Source organism: Fictibacillus sp. b24, assembly GCF_030348825.1.
Lineage (GTDB): Bacteria > Bacillota > Bacilli > Bacillales > Fictibacillaceae > Fictibacillus.
The window spans coordinates 1,275,977-1,292,568 of sequence record NZ_JAUCES010000005.1 but is presented as its reverse complement, the minus strand read 5'-3'; the positions used below and the strand labels follow the sequence as shown (position 1 = coordinate 1,292,568).

At 39.9% G+C, this 16,592-nt stretch carries 15 protein-coding genes and 1 other annotated feature (1 of these 16 cut by a window edge); of the genes, 2 read left to right on the top strand and 13 right to left on the bottom strand.

Annotation, left to right across the window (positions count from 1 at the left end; all coding sequences use genetic code 11):
- Nucleotides 1–8 precede the first annotated feature (8 nt).
- The 9 genes from QUF49_RS06535 to polX all read right to left on the bottom strand — a co-directional run bounded on the left by QUF49_RS06535 (nucleotide 9) and on the right by polX (nucleotide 10,578).
- On the bottom strand, nucleotides 9–602 hold the full coding sequence (locus QUF49_RS06535; RefSeq protein WP_289494915.1) for a histidine phosphatase family protein: 594 nt from the start codon (nucleotides 600–602) through the stop codon (nucleotides 9–11).
- Nucleotides 603–666: 64 nt separating this feature from the next.
- A complete protein-coding gene (locus tag QUF49_RS06530; RefSeq protein ID WP_289494914.1) occupies nucleotides 667–1,638 on the bottom strand; it encodes an electron transfer flavoprotein subunit alpha/FixB family protein in 972 nt (323 codons plus the stop codon).
- Between the two features lie 12 nt (nucleotides 1,639–1,650).
- Complete coding sequence (locus QUF49_RS06525) at nucleotides 1,651–2,421, bottom strand: electron transfer flavoprotein subunit beta/FixA family protein (protein ID WP_289494913.1); 771 nt, start codon at nucleotides 2,419–2,421, stop codon at nucleotides 1,651–1,653.
- A 14-nt stretch (nucleotides 2,422–2,435) separates the two neighbouring features.
- Nucleotides 2,436–3,209 carry an enoyl-CoA hydratase gene (locus QUF49_RS06520; RefSeq protein WP_289494912.1) on the bottom strand — a complete coding sequence of 258 codons (774 nt, stop codon included), beginning with the start codon at nucleotides 3,207–3,209 and terminating at the stop codon, nucleotides 2,436–2,438.
- A 28-nt stretch (nucleotides 3,210–3,237) separates the two neighbouring features.
- A complete protein-coding gene (locus QUF49_RS06515) occupies nucleotides 3,238–3,837 on the bottom strand; it encodes a TetR/AcrR family transcriptional regulator (protein ID WP_289494911.1) in 600 nt (199 codons plus the stop codon).
- A gap of 193 nt (nucleotides 3,838–4,030) precedes the next feature.
- Nucleotides 4,031–5,722, bottom strand: coding sequence for an AMP-binding protein (locus QUF49_RS06510; protein ID WP_289494910.1), 1,692 nt, complete (start codon nucleotides 5,720–5,722; stop codon nucleotides 4,031–4,033).
- A 258-nt stretch (nucleotides 5,723–5,980) separates the two neighbouring features.
- Nucleotides 5,981–6,385 (bottom strand): DUF350 domain-containing protein, encoded by a 405-nt coding sequence (locus QUF49_RS06505; RefSeq protein WP_289494909.1) that lies wholly within the window; start codon nucleotides 6,383–6,385, stop codon nucleotides 5,981–5,983.
- A gap of 89 nt (nucleotides 6,386–6,474) precedes the next feature.
- Nucleotides 6,475–8,832 (bottom strand): endonuclease MutS2, encoded by a 2,358-nt coding sequence (locus tag QUF49_RS06500; RefSeq protein WP_289494908.1) that lies wholly within the window; start codon nucleotides 8,830–8,832, stop codon nucleotides 6,475–6,477.
- Between the two features lie 30 nt (nucleotides 8,833–8,862).
- Nucleotides 8,863–10,578, bottom strand: coding sequence for a DNA polymerase/3'-5' exonuclease PolX (gene polX, locus QUF49_RS06495; protein WP_289494907.1), 1,716 nt, complete (start codon nucleotides 10,576–10,578; stop codon nucleotides 8,863–8,865).
- 143 nt (nucleotides 10,579–10,721) lie between these two features.
- Here polX and QUF49_RS06490 point away from each other — a divergent pair, with 143 nt between their 5' ends.
- On the top strand, nucleotides 10,722–10,964 hold the full coding sequence (locus QUF49_RS06490) for a hypothetical protein (protein WP_289494906.1): 243 nt from the start codon (nucleotides 10,722–10,724) through the stop codon (nucleotides 10,962–10,964).
- Here the strand turns inward: QUF49_RS06490 and QUF49_RS06485 are convergent.
- Both QUF49_RS06485 and zapA read right to left on the bottom strand, forming a co-directional pair.
- Nucleotides 10,903–11,439 carry a CvpA family protein gene (locus QUF49_RS06485; protein WP_289494905.1) on the bottom strand — a complete coding sequence of 179 codons (537 nt, stop codon included), beginning with the start codon at nucleotides 11,437–11,439 and terminating at the stop codon, nucleotides 10,903–10,905. The two genes, QUF49_RS06490 and QUF49_RS06485, sit on opposite strands and share 62 nt — an antisense overlap.
- Before the next feature lies 1 nt (nucleotide 11,440).
- A complete protein-coding gene (gene zapA, locus QUF49_RS06480; RefSeq protein WP_289494904.1) occupies nucleotides 11,441–11,704 on the bottom strand; it encodes a cell division protein ZapA in 264 nt (87 codons plus the stop codon).
- 156 nt (nucleotides 11,705–11,860) lie between these two features.
- On the opposite strand from zapA, the gene rnhC reads away from it, so the two are divergent.
- A complete protein-coding gene (gene rnhC, locus QUF49_RS06475) occupies nucleotides 11,861–12,805 on the top strand; it encodes a ribonuclease HIII (RefSeq protein ID WP_289494903.1) in 945 nt (314 codons plus the stop codon).
- Nucleotides 12,806–13,050: 245 nt separating this feature from the next.
- On the opposite strand, the gene pheT is transcribed toward rnhC, so the two are convergent.
- Together pheT and pheS are read right to left on the bottom strand one after the other, a co-directional pair.
- Complete coding sequence (gene pheT / locus QUF49_RS06470) at nucleotides 13,051–15,474, bottom strand: phenylalanine--tRNA ligase subunit beta (protein WP_289494902.1); 2,424 nt, start codon at nucleotides 15,472–15,474, stop codon at nucleotides 13,051–13,053.
- An 18-nt stretch (nucleotides 15,475–15,492) separates the two neighbouring features.
- Complete coding sequence (pheS, locus tag QUF49_RS06465) at nucleotides 15,493–16,527, bottom strand: phenylalanine--tRNA ligase subunit alpha (protein ID WP_289494901.1); 1,035 nt, start codon at nucleotides 16,525–16,527, stop codon at nucleotides 15,493–15,495.
- A gap of 41 nt (nucleotides 16,528–16,568) precedes the next feature.
- Nucleotides 16,569–16,592, bottom strand: a binding site (T-box leader) (it continues 199 nt past the right edge of the window).

The window sequence follows — 16,592 nt, the reverse complement described above, 5'->3', positions numbered from 1 at the left end:
GACAAACGTTAAATAGTTGCTGTCTCCTCAAGGTGCTTTTGGCAGTTAAACAATTCGCATTTCCAGCGATCTTGCGGTGTTAGTTGGAAAACAGAAAATGAAGTGTTGTTCAGTCCATACCATTGATCCGTCTTGTCTTGAAGAAGATCCTTAAATATTCTTACAAGGAGTGCACCATGTGTCACAATAATCACTTTTTGATTTTTGTGGTTTACAGTAATTTCTTTTAACACTGCTCTCCAGCGAAAATCAGCCTCTTCATTCGTTTCTCTGCCGAGATCAAGATTCATCCAATCCTCTCCCCAGCGTTCAACCCGTTCAGCTTCCGTTGTCCCTTCTGTCTCACCGAACGAGATTTCACGAAGTCTTTCATCGGCTATTACAGGTAAACCCGTCACACCACTTAAAGCTTCAGCAGTCTTAAACGCTCTTTTAAGGGGACTGGCATATATGACATCCCATTTTTCATCAATCAATCTTTCTGATAGCCTCGCAGCCTGATATATTCCTTTATCATTTAGAGGTATATCCTTGCAGCCCTGCGCCCTTCTCTCTGTGTTCCAATCTGTTTCACCGTGACGAATAAAAGCGATTGTAGTCATTTAACACCCTCCATATTCGCTTAAAAAAAACGTCCAATGTATGGACGTTTTAAACGTTTTTCTTCTATACTAACACTTTCTTAAACTCTTCTGTTAATAAAGGTACTACTTCAAACAGATCTCCTACGATTCCATAATCAGCAACAGAGAAGATGCTTGCCTCTGGATCTTTATTGATTGCTACAATAACTTTTGAGTTGGACATACCAGCTAAATGCTGAATAGCTCCTGAGATTCCACAAGCAATATACAGATCAGGAGTAACTACTTTACCTGTTTGGCCAATTTGAAGTGAATAATCACAATAATCAGCATCACAAGCTCCACGAGAAGCACCAACAGCTGCTCCAAGTACATCCGCAAGCTCTTGAAGAGGTTTGAATCCATCTTCAGATTTCACACCGCGGCCTCCCGCAACGATTATTTTAGCTTCAGAAAGGTCAACCCCTGTCGATGCTTTACGAACAACTTCTTTTACAATTGTTCTTATGTCCTTGATTTCAACAGAAACTGACTTAACATCACCTGTTTTAGACTCATCCTTTTCTAGAGGGGTGATGTTATTTGGACGAATCGTCACGAATACTAGTCCATCGGAAATTAATTTCTTTTCAAATGCTTTCCCCGAATATACAGGACGAGTAAATACAGTGTTCTCACCAGCTTGTTCAAGACCTGTTACATCTGAGATCAGTCCTGATTCTAAACGTGCTGCAAGTCTTGGTGACAAGTCTTTACCTAGTGATGTATGTCCGAATACGATGGCTTCCGGGCTCTCGTCGTCGATGATTTGCTTCAATGTTTGAAAATAACCATCTGGTGTATAGTTTGCCAGTTTCTCATCTTCAGCCACAAGAACACGGTCAGCACCATAGTGGAATAATTCTGCTGCTAACGCTTGAACGGAGTCACCACATAATACAGCGAACACTTCTCCTCCGCCAGAAATTTCTTTTGCTGCTGCAATTGCTTCAAATGAAACATTACGTAATGCACCGTCACGGGATTCTGCAAGTACTAAAACTTTTTTTGCCATGATGACTCCTCCTTATATTACCTTCGCTTCGTTTCTTAACAGAGATACAAGTTCTTTCACTTGGTCTGGAGTTTCACCTGATAGGATTTTTCCAGCTTCCTTTTTAGGAGGAAGATAAACTTCTACTGTTTTTGTTTTTGCTTCTACGTCATCTTCATCAATATCGAGATCATCTAACTCCAGGGTTTCAAGCGGTTTTTTCTTCGCTTTCATGATCCCCGGAAGAGAAGGATAACGAGGTTCATTCAATCCTTGCTGCGCCGTAACTAGTAAAGGAAGAGTCGTTTCAATTTTTTCAAGATCTCCTTCAACATCACGTTCAATATTTACCGTTGTTCCATTCACTTCAATCTTCGTAATTGTCGTTACGTGCGGAATATCTAGAAGTTCTGCAAGTCGCGGACCTACTTGACCTGTTCCATTATCGATCGCAACGTTTCCACCTAGAATAATATCGTACTCTTTATCTTTAAAATATGCCGCTAATACTGATGAAGTCGTAAATTGATCTTGACTGTCTAAGTCTTCATTTGAGATAAGAACCGCTTGATCAGCGCCCATTGCTAAAGCTGTACGAAGTTCTTTTTCAGAGTCTTCATCCCCAACCGTTACAACCGTTACTGTACCGCCATGAGCATCCTTTAATGTGATCGCTTCTTCGATCGCATACTCGTCATAAGGATTAATGATAAATTCTGCGCTGTCTTCAGAGATCTTATTGTTTGAAACAGTGATTTTTTCTTCTGTATCAAAAGTACGTTTTAAAATAACAAAAATATTCATCGTTACCCTCCTAATTATCGGTCCTGAAATTCAGGCTTTCTTTTTTCAATAAATGCAGCGATTCCTTCTTGTCCGTCGAAACTTTTAAATGCTTTGCCAAACAACTCTTGTTCTTTCTCAGCCCCTTTTTCATAAAGGCCGTGTTTTGCATAATTCAATAACTCTAGCGTGTACTTGATGGATACAGCACTTTTTTCTGAAAAGTCCCCCGCCATTTTGTAAGCCTTTTCAAAAAGTTCTTCAGCTGGAAAAGCATCATTCGCTAAACCGTATGTGACAGCATCTTTTCCAGAGATCGGTTTACTAGAAAGGAGCATTTCACAAGCTTTCGGTACTCCAACAAGTTGAGGAAGCCTCTGCGTTCCCGCAAAACCAGGTACTAAGCCTAGCGTAAGTTCTGGAAGTCCTAGCTTAGCATCTTCTGTAACAAGTCTTATGTGGCAGCTCATCGCAAGTTCCAAGCCACCGCCAAGAGCCGCGCCATGAATAGCTGCTATTACCGGTTTTGAAAATTGTTCAATTCTGTTGAAAACATCCTGTCCTTTTTTCCCTAGCTCAGCGAAGCCTTTTTCGTCAGGTACTTCTGTAAATTCTTTTATATCAGCTCCTGCTGAAAAGAATCGGCCTTCTCCAAGAATGACAACGACTTTTATAGAGTTATCGTTTTCAATCTGATCGAGCGCTTGAACAATTTCTTGTATAACTCCAGTGGACAACGCATTGGCAGGTGCGCGGTTGAGTTTAATTGTTGCCACTTTATTTTGTGTTTCGATTTGTAAGAATTCCAATTGTGCAACCCCTCCTTATTTATAGATATCAATCTGATTGAACAGACCTGACTGACAGACCGTTAACAAGCATTTGGTGCACAGGTCCCGCAAGAGCAGGAAGATCATATCGATGATCATTCATCACCCAGTTTGTAGCAGTTTCATCAATCGTCCCGAAAATCATTTGTCGAGCCAATCGGTAATCCATGTTTTTTACAAACACACCTTCATTCATGCCGTCTTTTAAAATAGAGTCGATTAAATTCAAATAACGCTTTAATACCTCTCCGATTTTTGCACGAAGCTGTCTGTTTGTTTGACGGAGTTCCAACTGTGTAACGATTGATAGTTCAAAATCAGCAGTGAGTTGCTTAAAGTGCATCTCCACTAGAATTCTAAGCTTCTCTATAGCTGAATCATTGTTTTTCAGCTCGTTTTCTGTCTTTTCAATAAAGGTCCCCATCTTTTCATTAAAAACAGAAACAAGCAGATCTTCTTTATTTTTAAAATATAGATAGATGGTGCCATCAGCGACACCCGCTTCTTTCGCTATCTTTGAAACTTGGGATTGATGATAACCGTTTTCTGCAATCACATTAACAGCAGCATCAATTATTTTTTCATATTTTGGACCTTTACGTTTCATTGCTATCGCCTCTTTTTGTATAAGACAATCACTTTGTAAAAAATGAATGATTGTTCATTCATAATTGTAAAACAAATCTTTCTTTTCTGTCAATTTCATTATGTCACTTTTTAAATATATTTTACAAGTGTAAGTTAAAATGAACTGCAAATAAAAAAGCATTTAAACGTAAAAAGCCGCCTATAGGCAGCTTTTACGTTTTTTGGATTGCTTTTTCACGTTCTTCTTCTAAAAGAACTCTTCTTAATATTTTTCCTACCATCGTTTTCGGAAGTTCAGTCCTAAACTCGTAAAGTCTTGGAACTTTAAAGGATGCAAGATGCTCTCTGCAGAATTTGTTTAATTCTTCTTCCGAACATTCAGCACCTTCTTTTAACACAACAAAAGCTTTTACTGTTTCGCCTCGGTATTCATCTGGAACACCAACTACTACAGCTTCTTTTACTTTTTCGTGTTCATAGAGAACTTCTTCTACTTCACGTGGATAAATGTTAAATCCGCCAGCGATAATCAAATCCTTCTTACGGTCCACGATATAAAAGTATCCATTGTCATCCATATAACCCATATCCCCTGTGATTAGCCAATCTTCCCTGAAAACGGATGCGGTTTCCTCGGGTTGATTCCAATAGCCTTTCATAACTTGAGGTCCTCGAACAGCCAACTCCCCGATCTCTCCAGGTTCTGCCCAATCTCCTGTTTCTGCAGAGATAATAGCTGCCTCAGTATTTGGCCACGGCAAACCAATACTTCCTTTTATTTGTTTTCCGTAGATTAGGTTGGCATGTGTAACAGGTGATGCTTCAGTAAGTCCATATCCTTCAACAAGCGAACCGGATATGACTGCCTGAAATTTTTCTTGAACTTCTAACGGAAGTGCTGCTGACCCGCTGATACACGCTTGAATAGAAGATAAATCATACTTCTTTAAATCTGGATGATTAAGCAATGCAATATACATAGTTGGAGCTCCTGGGAAAAGTGTTGGGCGCTCCTTATGAATTGTTTTAAGAACTTGTGCAGGATCAAAACGAGGCAATATAATCATCTCTGCTTTGGTAATGATGCCTAAATTCATAACACATGTCATGCCGTACACATGAAAAAATGGCAGAGCACCAAGTATCTTTTCTTTACCGTCTCTATTCTTGTACATCCACGCATTGCATTGAAGTGCATTTGTCACTAGATTCTTGTGAGTGAGCATTACACCTTTTGCAGGCCCTGTAGTACCTCCGGTGTATTGCAGCAGTGCAAGATCTTCATCTGGTACGATCTCTGTTTGAGGCTTAATCGCCTGTGAGCGTTTAAGCAGATCACGAAACGAATGAACTTCGTGATTATAAGAGATATCGACCACAACAGTTGGATTCTGCCTTTTTTGAACAAAAGGATACAGTAGGTTCTTTGGAAATGGCAGATAATCCTTAACCGATGTCATGACAATGTGCTCAAGGTTCGTATCCCCACGAACTGCTGAGATCCTGCCGAACAACAAATCTAATCCAACGATGACTTTCGCACCGCTATCAGAAAGTTGATGGCGAAGTTCTCTTTCTGTGTAGAGCGGATTGGTTTGAACAACGATTGCACCTAAGAAAAGGCTTCCGTAATAAGCAATCACTGCTTGAGGACAGTTAGGCAGCATGATAGCGACCCGGTCTCCTTTTTTCACTCCAAGTGTTGACAGAGCATGTGCGAACCGCAAACTGCTTTCGTGAAGCTCACCAAACGTTAATGTTTTCCCTAAAAAATGTACAGCAGTATTGTCTCTTTTTTCTTCTGCTGCTAACTCTAAATACGCGAATAAAGGTTTGCTGTCGTAATCAAGATGTCCCGGAATTTCACTTGGGTAACTGTTAAGCCACCGTCTTTCCACTTGCATCTCCTCCTTTAATTCACGCCTTCCTTCAAAATTTCTATATCTTTATTCCTATTATATTGAAAACGGATACAATTTTATATACTTTTTTAAAAATTAAAAATTATTAGTTAAATGAGGAATAAAAAACCCAGGACCAAAAAACTAGTCCCGGGTTTTCGCTTACGCAAAGAAAAATAAGTATATAAGACCTGCGGCGATAAAAACTCCGCTTAGTACAAACAAAACTTTAAATAATGTTTCCATATTTATTCCCTTCAGCTATTCGATTCCTTCACCGATTACAAACGATAAACCAATAGAAATGACCATTGAAATAAAACCAACCGCTCGGTTATCATTCTCGATTTCTTTATCAATCTGAAACTTAGGAGTCAGAAATTCAAAAATAAAATAACCGATCAAAAGCAATACAAACCCATAGATTCCCCATGTAATCATCATGATCAAGGAATCATTCTGAGCAATAGAATAGCGGAAAATATTTGCGATACCAAAAATTTTCCCGCCTGTAGCCATTGCAACGGAAAAATTTCCATTTTTGATCTCCACCCAGTTTTTATAACGGGTAACAAGTTCAAATACAGCCAAAAAGACGACAAGACATAGCACTACAACACTGTAGTTTGCGGCTGTTTTAACAAACGCGTTACTCATAAAATCCATTCAGCAATACCCCTTTGTAAATGGCTTGGTTATGTGTGTTATGTGTGTGAGATTAGGGTCTTTTCCATGAATGAACCCAGAATCTCCTCTTACTTTAACACAGCTACGGTTACTCCGCCCCCGCCTTCACCGGCGGCACCCATCCGAGTGGATTTCACATTTCGATGAGTTTTCAAAAGATCTTGAACGCCCTTTCTTAATGCACCAGTACCTTTACCATGTATGATATACACTTGATTAAAGCCTGCCAATAGAGCTTCATCCAAATAGCGGTCCACTTCGAGCATCGCATCTTCGTATCGTTTCCCGCGAAGATCCAGTTCAGGTCGTGAAGAGTCTGAGTTTCCTGTTACTTTTACGAATGAACGCGGTTCAGGTTTCGGTTTACTTTGTTTTACCCATTCCAAATCTTTCTCTGAAACATTCATTTTTAAGATTCCGATTTGAACTTGGTATTCGGTGCTGCTCACCTTTTCAACAATATGTCCTTTTTGCCCAACGCTGAGTACTCTTACTTCATCTCCAGGAACATATTCTTTCTTGGTTGATACGGCTTTGGGCTTCTTGCTTTTGGTTTTTGATTGAGGAACGGCTTCTTCCAATCTCTTTTTCGCTTCAATTAGCTTATGTTCTTTAATCTGTCCGCCAGCTTTTTGAAGCTCGCGGATCTCATGAATGATTTCTTCAGCCGTTTCACGCGCTTTTACAACAGCTTTCTCTGCTTCTGTTTTCGCTTTTTCATACAGTCGTTCTTTTTCATTTTGGAAAAGCTCGAGCTCTCTTGCCAAGTCAGCTTTTATAGACTCTGCTTCTTTTCTTCGGCGTTCAGCTTCTTCCATCTCTTTTTCTGCTTGTTTGCGGTTATCCTCAAGAGACTTAATCATATTATCAATCTTGTTTTCATCTTCACTGATCTGTGATCTCGCTAAATCAATAATATCCTGGCGGAGTCCTAGTCTTTTCGAAATTTCAAACGCGTTGCTTCGGCCCGGAACTCCAACTAATAACCGATATGTCGGCCTTAGAGTCTGCACATCAAATTCAACGGATGCATTCATTACACCGGGACGGTTATAAGCGTATGCTTTTAGTTCACTGTAGTGTGTCGTTGCTACAACCCTTGCTCCTCTTGCGAAAACAAAATCCAGGATTGAGATAGCAAGTGCTGCCCCTTCCTGGGGATCTGTTCCTGCACCTAATTCATCAAAGAGTACAAGTGATTCGAAATCAATCTTGTTTAAAATATCCACAATATTCACCATATGTGAAGAAAACGTACTCAATGATTGTTCAATCGATTGCTCATCACCGATATCAGCGTAAATACTCTTAAACACAGCCATTTCCGATTCTTCCTGAGCAGGAATTTGAAGTCCGCATTGTGCCATCAGCGTAAGGAGTCCTATTGTTTTAAGTGTAACTGTTTTACCCCCGGTGTTAGGACCAGTAATAACAAGTGATTGATATTCACCGCCTAACATAACGCTTGTTGGGACAACAGTTTCTTGATCGAGAAGAGGGTGTCTTCCGCTGTTCAATGAAATAAATCCTTTATCATTCATAATTGGACGCGTACACTTTAACTCATGAGAAAATCTTGCTTTCGCTAAAATGAAATCCATTTCAGCTAGAATGTCTACGTTTACTAAGATATCGTCAGCACTCTCAGCTACCTGTGAAGTGAGCTCTCTTAAAATCTTTTCGATCTCTCGTGCTTCTTTTGCTTTTGCTTCCTTCACCTGATTGTTAACCGTTACAACGGATTGAGGTTCGATGAACAAAGTTGCTCCACTAGCAGATTGATCATGCACCATTCCGCCAAAATTGCCTCTATACTCCTGTTTAACCGGAATAACAAATCGATCATTACGAATGGTGATTATCGAGTCTGATAACATCTTTTGATAGCTCGAAGACCTTACGATGGATTCAAGTTTTTCTCTTACTCTCGCTTCAAACGTACGAAGCTGCTGACGAATCGCGCGCAGTTCCGGACTGGCACTATCCATCATGTGACCATTGTCATCAATACAATTTTTTATGGCTTGTTCAAGTTCGTGAAGAGGGACGATTTGATCTGCCGCATAACTTAAAATACGCAGTTCGATCCCATCCTCAGTTAATCCCTCAATAAATCTTTTGAACCGTCTTCCCCCATAAAGAGTGGAAGCAATATCCATCAGGTCTTCTTCGTTAAGCAGGCTTCCTATTTTAGAACGCTTCACGTTTGAAGAAATATCAAAGATCCCGCCAAACGGAACTTGTCCTTTTAAACGCAGGACTTTTACCCCTTCATCTGTCGCTTCTTGTGCTTCAGTCACTTCTTCAAGTGTTGTAAAAGGCATGAGCGAATCAATTTTATTAAGTCCAAGTGAGCAGCTTGCATGCTTTTTTAGCCGATCAATCACTTTTCTCAATTCTAAAACACGCAGCATTTTTTCTTGCATATTGTTTCCTCCTGATTCGAGGATCTAGAGCTATTTTTTACGGTTAAGATAGGTTTCTAGTTCTTTTAAAGTCATCGTGTTTATTACACTGCTTTTTTTAATCAAACCTTTTCGTGCAACCGCTGCTCCAATCTCCATATGTTTCATTGTATCTTTATAATGTGCATCTGTGTTTATCGCAATCTTTACATCGAGCTCTTGTGCTTTTTGCAGCCATTCAGGTGCAAGGTCCAACCGATTAGGGTTTGCATTTAACTCAATTGCCGTATCCGTCTCAGAGGCGAGCTTCAGCAGCATCTCTATGTCCACGTCATACCCTTCTCTGCGGCCGATCAATCGTCCAGTTGGATGAGCGATAAGGTCTACTTTTTTATGCTCTAGAGCTGTTTTTAAGCGTTTCATGATTTTGCTTTTGTCTTGTGAAAAGGCGGAATGAATACTTGCTATAACAAAATCCATTTCCTCTAGTAGTGCATCATCATAATCTAAAGTGCCATCGGGTAGTATATCCATTTCAATCCCCGCGAAAATTTTAAAATCTGAGTATTTTTTATTCAATTTATTAATTTCTTGACGCTGCATACGAACTCTTTCAGGTGTAAGACCATTCGCTACACGCAAATATTGAGAATGATCAGTGATCGCCATAAACTCATAGCCTCTATTTCTTGCTTCTTCAGCCATTTCCTCAATAGAGAAAGCTCCATCACTCCAGGTTGAGTGAAGATGAAGATCGCCTTTTATATCCGACAATTGAATAAGCTCATGAGTCTCTTTAAAAAGCTCAATTTCATCTCCGGTTTCTCTAGCTTCAGGCGGTATCCAGTTTAAATTAAAATGCGAATAAAATTCTTCTTCAGTCTCAAACGTTTTAACCTCACCTGTTTCAATATTCTCAACACCATACTCACTGATTTTTTCCCCTCGAGCCTTAGCAAGCTGCCTCATTTTCACATTATGCTCCATCGAACCAGTAAAATGATGCAGAGTTGTAGCAAATTGCTTTGGTTCAACGATTCGGAAATCAACTGAGACGGACAACTTTTCATCTAGCACCACAGAAACTTTTGTACCGCCGCTTGCAATTACATCTATGACACCCTCTAAATTCAGAAGCTGTTCCTTCACTTTCTCAGGATTTTTACTAGAGATAATAAAGTCCAAATCCTTTATCGTTTCGCGGTAACGTCTAAGGCTGCCCGCTCTAGAAAACTTCTCAATGTTTGTCATTCTTTTCAGCTGCAACTCGATCTTTTCAGCAATCGGGAGCATATAGGCTATCGGCAATCTTTCTGGGCGTTTACCAAGATCTTTTAGAGAAGATAATATTTTTTCTTCTGTTTTTGCACCAAAGCCTGCCAGTTCTCTTACTTTACCATTTTCACATGCTTCTTTAAGAGATTCAATATTCGTTATACCTAACTCTGAATAAAGTTTCGCAATCTTTTTTCCGCCAAGATTAGGAACTTGCAGCAAAGTAATCAATTCAGATGGTACTTTTTCCTGAAGTTCTACTAAAAGGTCCGACTCGCCTTTTTCCATCATTTCAACGATAACAGTTGCTGTTCCTTTACCGATTCCTTTCAACTTTGACACATCGCCGATCTCATCCATCGTCCGCTCATCACTCTCAAGAGCATTCGCCGCTTTACGATAAGCAGAAACTTTAAATGAATTTTCACCTAAGATTTCAAGGTACAAAGCAATCTGTTCAAGTGTACGTACTACCTCTTTTTTATTAACCATAATGAGCTCTCCTCTTTTGTTAATTGTAAGGCTAGAAAGACAACGTATGTTTTCTTTTGTGTTGTACTTTTTATGGCTATTTTTTAAAGAATTGTTGTTTTCGAATTTTTTCCTCTTCATTTGCAAGTTGATTGGAGCGCAAGGTGCGAGACTCCTGCGGGACGAGCGGTCAGGTGGAGACTCCTAATGGCGCAAAGCGGCAGGAGGCTCACCGCACGCCCCGCGGAAAGCGAGCAACCTGGAGCGGAAATCAACCACTTTCAAGAACAACAGAGTATAAATGTAAACAGAAAAGACAAAAAAACTTCTCCGCTTTGGGAGAAGTTATGCCATATGTTTCATCCACATTTCCTTTACTGACTCAGAAAATACGGGGGTGTTTTTGACCATTCCCTGTGCGATCCATGAATTTTCATAATGAGCTTGAAAGGCTTCAATCGGTACTAATGTTGCGATATACAACAAAATAAACACAATCAGATATACTTCTACAAAGCCTAATAAGCCACCAAACCATCTATTAAATGTATGCAGGATTGGCAGGTTGGCAAGAAAATCGAGCATTGAACCAAGAATTTGCAAAATAATCTTTGTCGCAAAAAACAGAACAGCAAAAGCAATGGCATTATAGTATGCCTGTTCTAGTGATATACTGTTCAGCAGAAATGATACCGAACTATCATTTGAAGAAGGGTATGGAATCCATAACTCCAGCTTTGGAGCTAAATCGTCATAATACAGATAAGCAACAATGTAAGCGGCAATAAACCCGATCAAGTGTACCAGTTGCATAATGAAACCGCGTTTTAATCCAATCAAAAAACCGCCAATTAATATGACAAATAAAATTAAATCTAACATGCTATCTTTCCTCTTTTCCAATTCGCTGTTGCAATTTTTTCAGCTCTTCTTTAATCTTTAAATATTCACTCATTGTATTTACTGCTGTTAGTACAGCAAGTTGTTTCGTATCGAGAAACCGATTATGAGATTGAATTTCTCTCATTTTCAAATCTACTTTATCAGCTACTAAATGAATGTGGCTGGAAGTTTCGGTCCCTGCAATTACATAACGTTGGCCATAAATCTCGACCGTAGTACGGTTTTTATTTTTGTCTTCCGCCACAAAATAACCTCCTTATCATAAAAAGGATCATTCATTTAATGAATACTCTAATCTTTATCTTATCAAATATCGTACATAGTTGAAAATATTTCTGTTCTATCGTAGCTTTTTTTTGATATATTTGGAAATCTCTTCATTCATAGGAGGAAAATACGCATGGCTCATGTAGTAAAAAAAATGACGAACTCGGAAATTCTAGCAATGAAAAAAGAACTTTTACAAGTCCTCTCACCTAAAACACCTCCTGGAGCCGTTTTTTCGGCTAAACTTACAGATTGCACGGTAACGGCCTATCATTCAGGGAAAGTCCTGTTTCAAGGAAAAGGGGCCGAGGAAGCGTCTCAAAAATTTTCAGGTCAAGTCGCACCCTCTAAGGAAAAAAGCAAAACAGCTAAACCAGCACATCGCTATGCACCGCCGCAAAATGCCGCTGAGTTATCTATGATCGGAAGCGATGAAGTTGGCACAGGTGATTATTTTGGTCCGATGACAGTTGCTGCAGCGTATGTATCAAGAGATCAGCTAGATCTGGTAAGGGAACTTGGGGTTAAAGATTCGAAGCACTTAAACGATAAACAGATCATTCAAATCGCAAAAGAGCTGATTCACACCGTCCCTTATTCTCTGCTTGTACTAAACAATGAAAAGTACAATGAACTGCAGCAAAAAGGAATGACTCAAGGAAAGATTAAAGCGATTCTTCATAATCGCGCTCTTCAAAATGTAAAAGCTAAAATTGAAGGAGAAGAGATTGAAGGCATATTAGTAGATCAATTTTGCGAACCTGGTGTTTACTTTAACTATTTAACGAAAGAGAAAAACCTTTTAAAAGAAGGTCTCTATTTTGCGACAAAAGGTGAATCCATTCATCTTGCGGTGGCGGCCGCTTCTATTTTGGCAAGATACAGCTTCTTAAATGAGATGGATAAACTAGGGGCTCGCTTCAATACTATAATCCCAAAAGGAGCAGGTCCTCATGTCGATGTTAAAGCGGCAGAGCTTGTTGAGAAGTTCGGACAGTCTGTTTTTGATACAGCAACCAAAAAGCATTTTGCAAATACCCAAAAAGCGCTAAATTTATTGCGTAAAAAGAAGATTTAAGAGGCAGAGAGGATGAATCCATAAGGAATCATCCTCTTTTTCGTAGAGCGAGCATCCGCCATTGGTTACTATAAAGTTCTAATCACATAAAAAATGAAATCCATCACATAAAAATGATCCCCTATCACATAAAATTGTCCAGTTCACATTGAAACCATTTTCAAGAACGGCAAAGTATACAAAAACAGCCTAATAATAAAGACAAAAAACTGGTCCATCTCTTGATGAACCAGCTTCTTCAACAATTATTTTCTTAATTGAGCGCCAAAGCGTTCTTCTAAGCTCTTCAATACACGATCATGTGCCGTTACTACTTCTTCATCTGTAAGTGTACGCTCTGGATCGAAGTATTTTAAAGAGAAAGCAAGTGATTTCTTACCTTTCTCCATCTTTTCTCCTTCATACAGATCAAAAAGATTTACTTCTCTTAACAATTCTCCACCCGCGGCTTGTATTACGGTTGTCAGATCACCTGCTGGAAGTTCTTGATCAACAACTAATGCAATATCACGTGTGATAGAAGGATAACGAGGCAATGTCTGATATACCATCTGATCTGTTTCCTTCTCCAAAAGATTTGTTGCGTTCAACTCGAACACAAACGTATCTTTTAAATCTAATTCTTTTTGGAGTGCAGGGTGAAGCTGACCAACAAATCCAACAGAAATACCATCAAGTTTCACGATGGCTGTTCTTCCTGGATGCATATTTTCAATTTCGCCTGCTTCATATGTGATGCGTTCGGAAAGGTTCAGTTCGTTCATTAATCCTTCTAAAATTCCTTTTAGAACATAAAAGTCGACTGTCTTTCTTTCACCTTGCCACAGATGTTCATTAAATACACCTGTTACTGCGCCAGAAACAAATGCATACTCCTCTGGAAGTTCTGCCAACTTTTCTTGACGGTTTATGAACACAGAGCCCATCTCATAAATAGCGAGATCTTCCATTGAACGGTTTCTGTTATATTGAAGCACTTCAAGAAGCTGAGGCAGCAAGCTCATTCTTAGCGTACTTCGCTCTTCACTCATAGGATGAGCAACAGAAATCGGATATACTTTTTCACTGCTAAATGAAAAATGTGTGGATTTAGCTGGAGTCGTTAATGCATATGTTACAGCTTGATAAAGTCCAGCACCTTCAAGATACGTTCGAATGTCACGGCGTTGTGCCTGGTTCTTTGTTAATCCGCCAGGACGTGCTTCTGATAAAAGGTATGTCGTTGGAATGCGGTCATATCCGTAAATACGGCCTACTTCTTCGATCAGATCCGCTTCAATCGTAATGTCTGGTCTTCTTGAAGGAACAACCACTTCAAACTGGCCATCTGCCTCTTTATATGAAAATCCAAGTCTGTCAAAGATTGCTGCTGTTTGTTCAGACGAAATTTCTGTTCCGAGAAGACCATTCATTCTAGAAACGTCCATCTTCACGCTATATGTGTTTACTTCACGCTTTCCTGCTTCAACAATTCCCTCAGCCACTTTACCGCCAGCAAGTTCAGCCATTAATCCAGCCGCTCTCACAGCTGCTGCGTATACACGGTTGCGATCAATGCCTTTTTCATATCTAGAACTCGCTTCACTGCGTAAACCTAGATCTTTAGAAGCTGCTCTTACTCGTTGTGAAGCAAAATAAGCTGCCTCTAAAAGAACATTCGTCGTATCATTTTGCACTTCACTCGTTGCTCCGCCCATCACACCAGCAACAGCAATTGGATCTTTGCCGTTTGTAATCACTAAGTGTGTGTCTTTGAGCGTACGATCTTGATCATCAAGTGTAAGAATGTGCTCTCCTTCATTTGCACGGCGAACAACGATCTCTTTAGAACCTAAACGATTATAGTCAAATGCGTGAAGCGGCTGACCATATTCCAGCAATACATAATTTGTAATATCAACAATGTTATTGATCGGACGAATTCCAGAAGCCATTAAACGATTCTGCATCCAAAGCGGTGAAGGACCAATCTTAACATCACAGATAATCATCGCTCCATAATACGGATTATCTTCCAGTGAATCGATGTGAACAGAAATAAAGTCTTCTGCTTTTTCTTCTGTAGCTGCAATCGAAAGATTTGGAAGCTTCACTTCCTGCTCAAGAATGGCTGCCACTTCATATGCAACACCGATCACATTTAAGCAATCAGCACGGTTTGGTGTTAGGCCTAATTCAAGTACGTGATCATGCAGGTTTAAGTATTCCAAAGCATCGCTTCCTGGCTCTGCATCAGAAGGCATCACAAAAATACCTGTTGAATATTCTTTTGGTACAAGTTTTGTGTCTACGCCTAACTCTTGAAGAGAACAAATCATACCGTGTGATTCTTCTCCGCGAAGTTTTGCTTTTTTAATTTTAAAGTTCCCTGGAAGAATTGCTCCAGGCACCGCTACGGCAACCTTTTGACCTTGTGCCACGTTAGGTGCACCGCAAACGATCTGAGAAACTTCTCCTTGGCCGACATCTACTTTACAAACTCTAAGTTTGTCAGCGTTAGGATGCTGGATACATTCTTGAACATATCCTACAACTACTCCGCTGATTCCTTTATTTAACGATTCGACCATTTCAACTTCAATACCACTTTTTGTGATTCTGTCTGCTAATTCAGACGGAGTGATTTCGATGTTTACATATTCTTTTAGCCAGTTATAAGAGATTAGCATGTAATTCCCCTCCTCAAGTTATGCATTTTTGAATTGTTTTAAAAACCGGATATCGTTCGCATAGAAATGACGGATATCATCAATTCCGTATTTGAGCATCGCGATACGCTCTGGCCCCATACCAAATGCAAAACCTGTGTATTTCTTTGAATCAAATCCAGCCATCTCAAGAACATTTGGATGAACCATACCCGCTCCTAAGATTTCAATCCATCCCGTTTGTTTACAGATCGAACACCCTTTACCACTGCACTTAAAACATGAAATATCCATCTCAACAGACGGTTCTGTAAAAGGGAAAAAACTTGGACGCAGGCGGATTTTACGATCTTCGCCAAACATTTTCTTAGCAAACGTTTCAAGGACTCCTTTTAAGTCACTTAAACGAACGTTCTGATCAACCACAAGCCCTTCAATCTGCATGAACTGATGAGAATGTGTTGCATCGTCGTTATCTCTGCGGTAAACCTTCCCTGGAGAGATAATTTTCACAGGTCCTTGACCCTCATGCTTTTCCATCGTACGAGCCTGTACTGGAGACGTTTGAGTACGAAGCAAAATGTCTTCAGTGATAAAGAACGAATCCTGCATGTCGCGTGCCGGATGACCTTTTGGCAAGTTCAACGCTTCGAAATTGTAATAGTCCGTTTCTACTTCTGGACCTTCCGCAATGGTAAAGCCCATGCTAAGAAACAGATCTTCAATCTCTGTTACAACCGCTGTTAACGGATGAGCATTACCTTTCTTTACAGGTCTGCCTGGTAATGAAACATCGAGCGTTTCTTTTGCCAGTTTTTCTGAAATTGCTGCATTTTCCAGCTCAGTCTGTTTTTTATCAAGCTCCTGCTGAATGCTGTCACGCACTTCGTTGGCATATGCTCCGATTACAGGACGTTCTTCTGCGGATAATTTACCCATTCCTTTTAAAACTTCAGTGATGGGTCCTTTCTTACCTAGATAAGCAACTTTCACAGCTTGAAGATCTTTTAAATCTTGGCTTTCTTTGATTTGGCCGATCGCTTCTACTTTTAGAGCTTCTAAACGGTCTTTCACCGTGCAACCCCTCCTTAAAAAAATAAAAAACTCCTCATCCAATAAGGGACGAGGAGTTCGCGGTA

Coding starts and splice junctions, on each gene's coding strand:
- rnhC (WP_289494903.1), top strand. CDS start 11,861: ATGGCTCATGTAGTAAAAAAAATGACGAACTCGGAAATTCTAGCAATG.
- polX (WP_289494907.1), bottom strand. CDS start 10,578: ATGGTTAATAAAAAAGAGGTAGTACGTACACTTGAACAGATTGCTTTG.
- QUF49_RS06500 (WP_289494908.1), bottom strand. CDS start 8,832: ATGCAAGAAAAAATGCTGCGTGTTTTAGAATTGAGAAAAGTGATTGAT.
- QUF49_RS06535 (WP_289494915.1), bottom strand. CDS start 602: ATGACTACAATCGCTTTTATTCGTCACGGTGAAACAGATTGGAACACA.
- QUF49_RS06515 (WP_289494911.1), bottom strand. CDS start 3,837: ATGAAACGTAAAGGTCCAAAATATGAAAAAATAATTGATGCTGCTGTT.
- QUF49_RS06505 (WP_289494909.1), bottom strand. CDS start 6,385: ATGGATTTTATGAGTAACGCGTTTGTTAAAACAGCCGCAAACTACAGT.
- QUF49_RS06510 (WP_289494910.1), bottom strand. CDS start 5,722: ATGCAAGTGGAAAGACGGTGGCTTAACAGTTACCCAAGTGAAATTCCG.
- pheT (WP_289494902.1), bottom strand. CDS start 15,474: ATGCTAATCTCTTATAACTGGCTAAAAGAATATGTAAACATCGAAATC.
- QUF49_RS06485 (WP_289494905.1), bottom strand. CDS start 11,439: ATGTTAGATTTAATTTTATTTGTCATATTAATTGGCGGTTTTTTGATT.
- QUF49_RS06530 (WP_289494914.1), bottom strand. CDS start 1,638: ATGGCAAAAAAAGTTTTAGTACTTGCAGAATCCCGTGACGGTGCATTA.
- QUF49_RS06525 (WP_289494913.1), bottom strand. CDS start 2,421: ATGAATATTTTTGTTATTTTAAAACGTACTTTTGATACAGAAGAAAAA.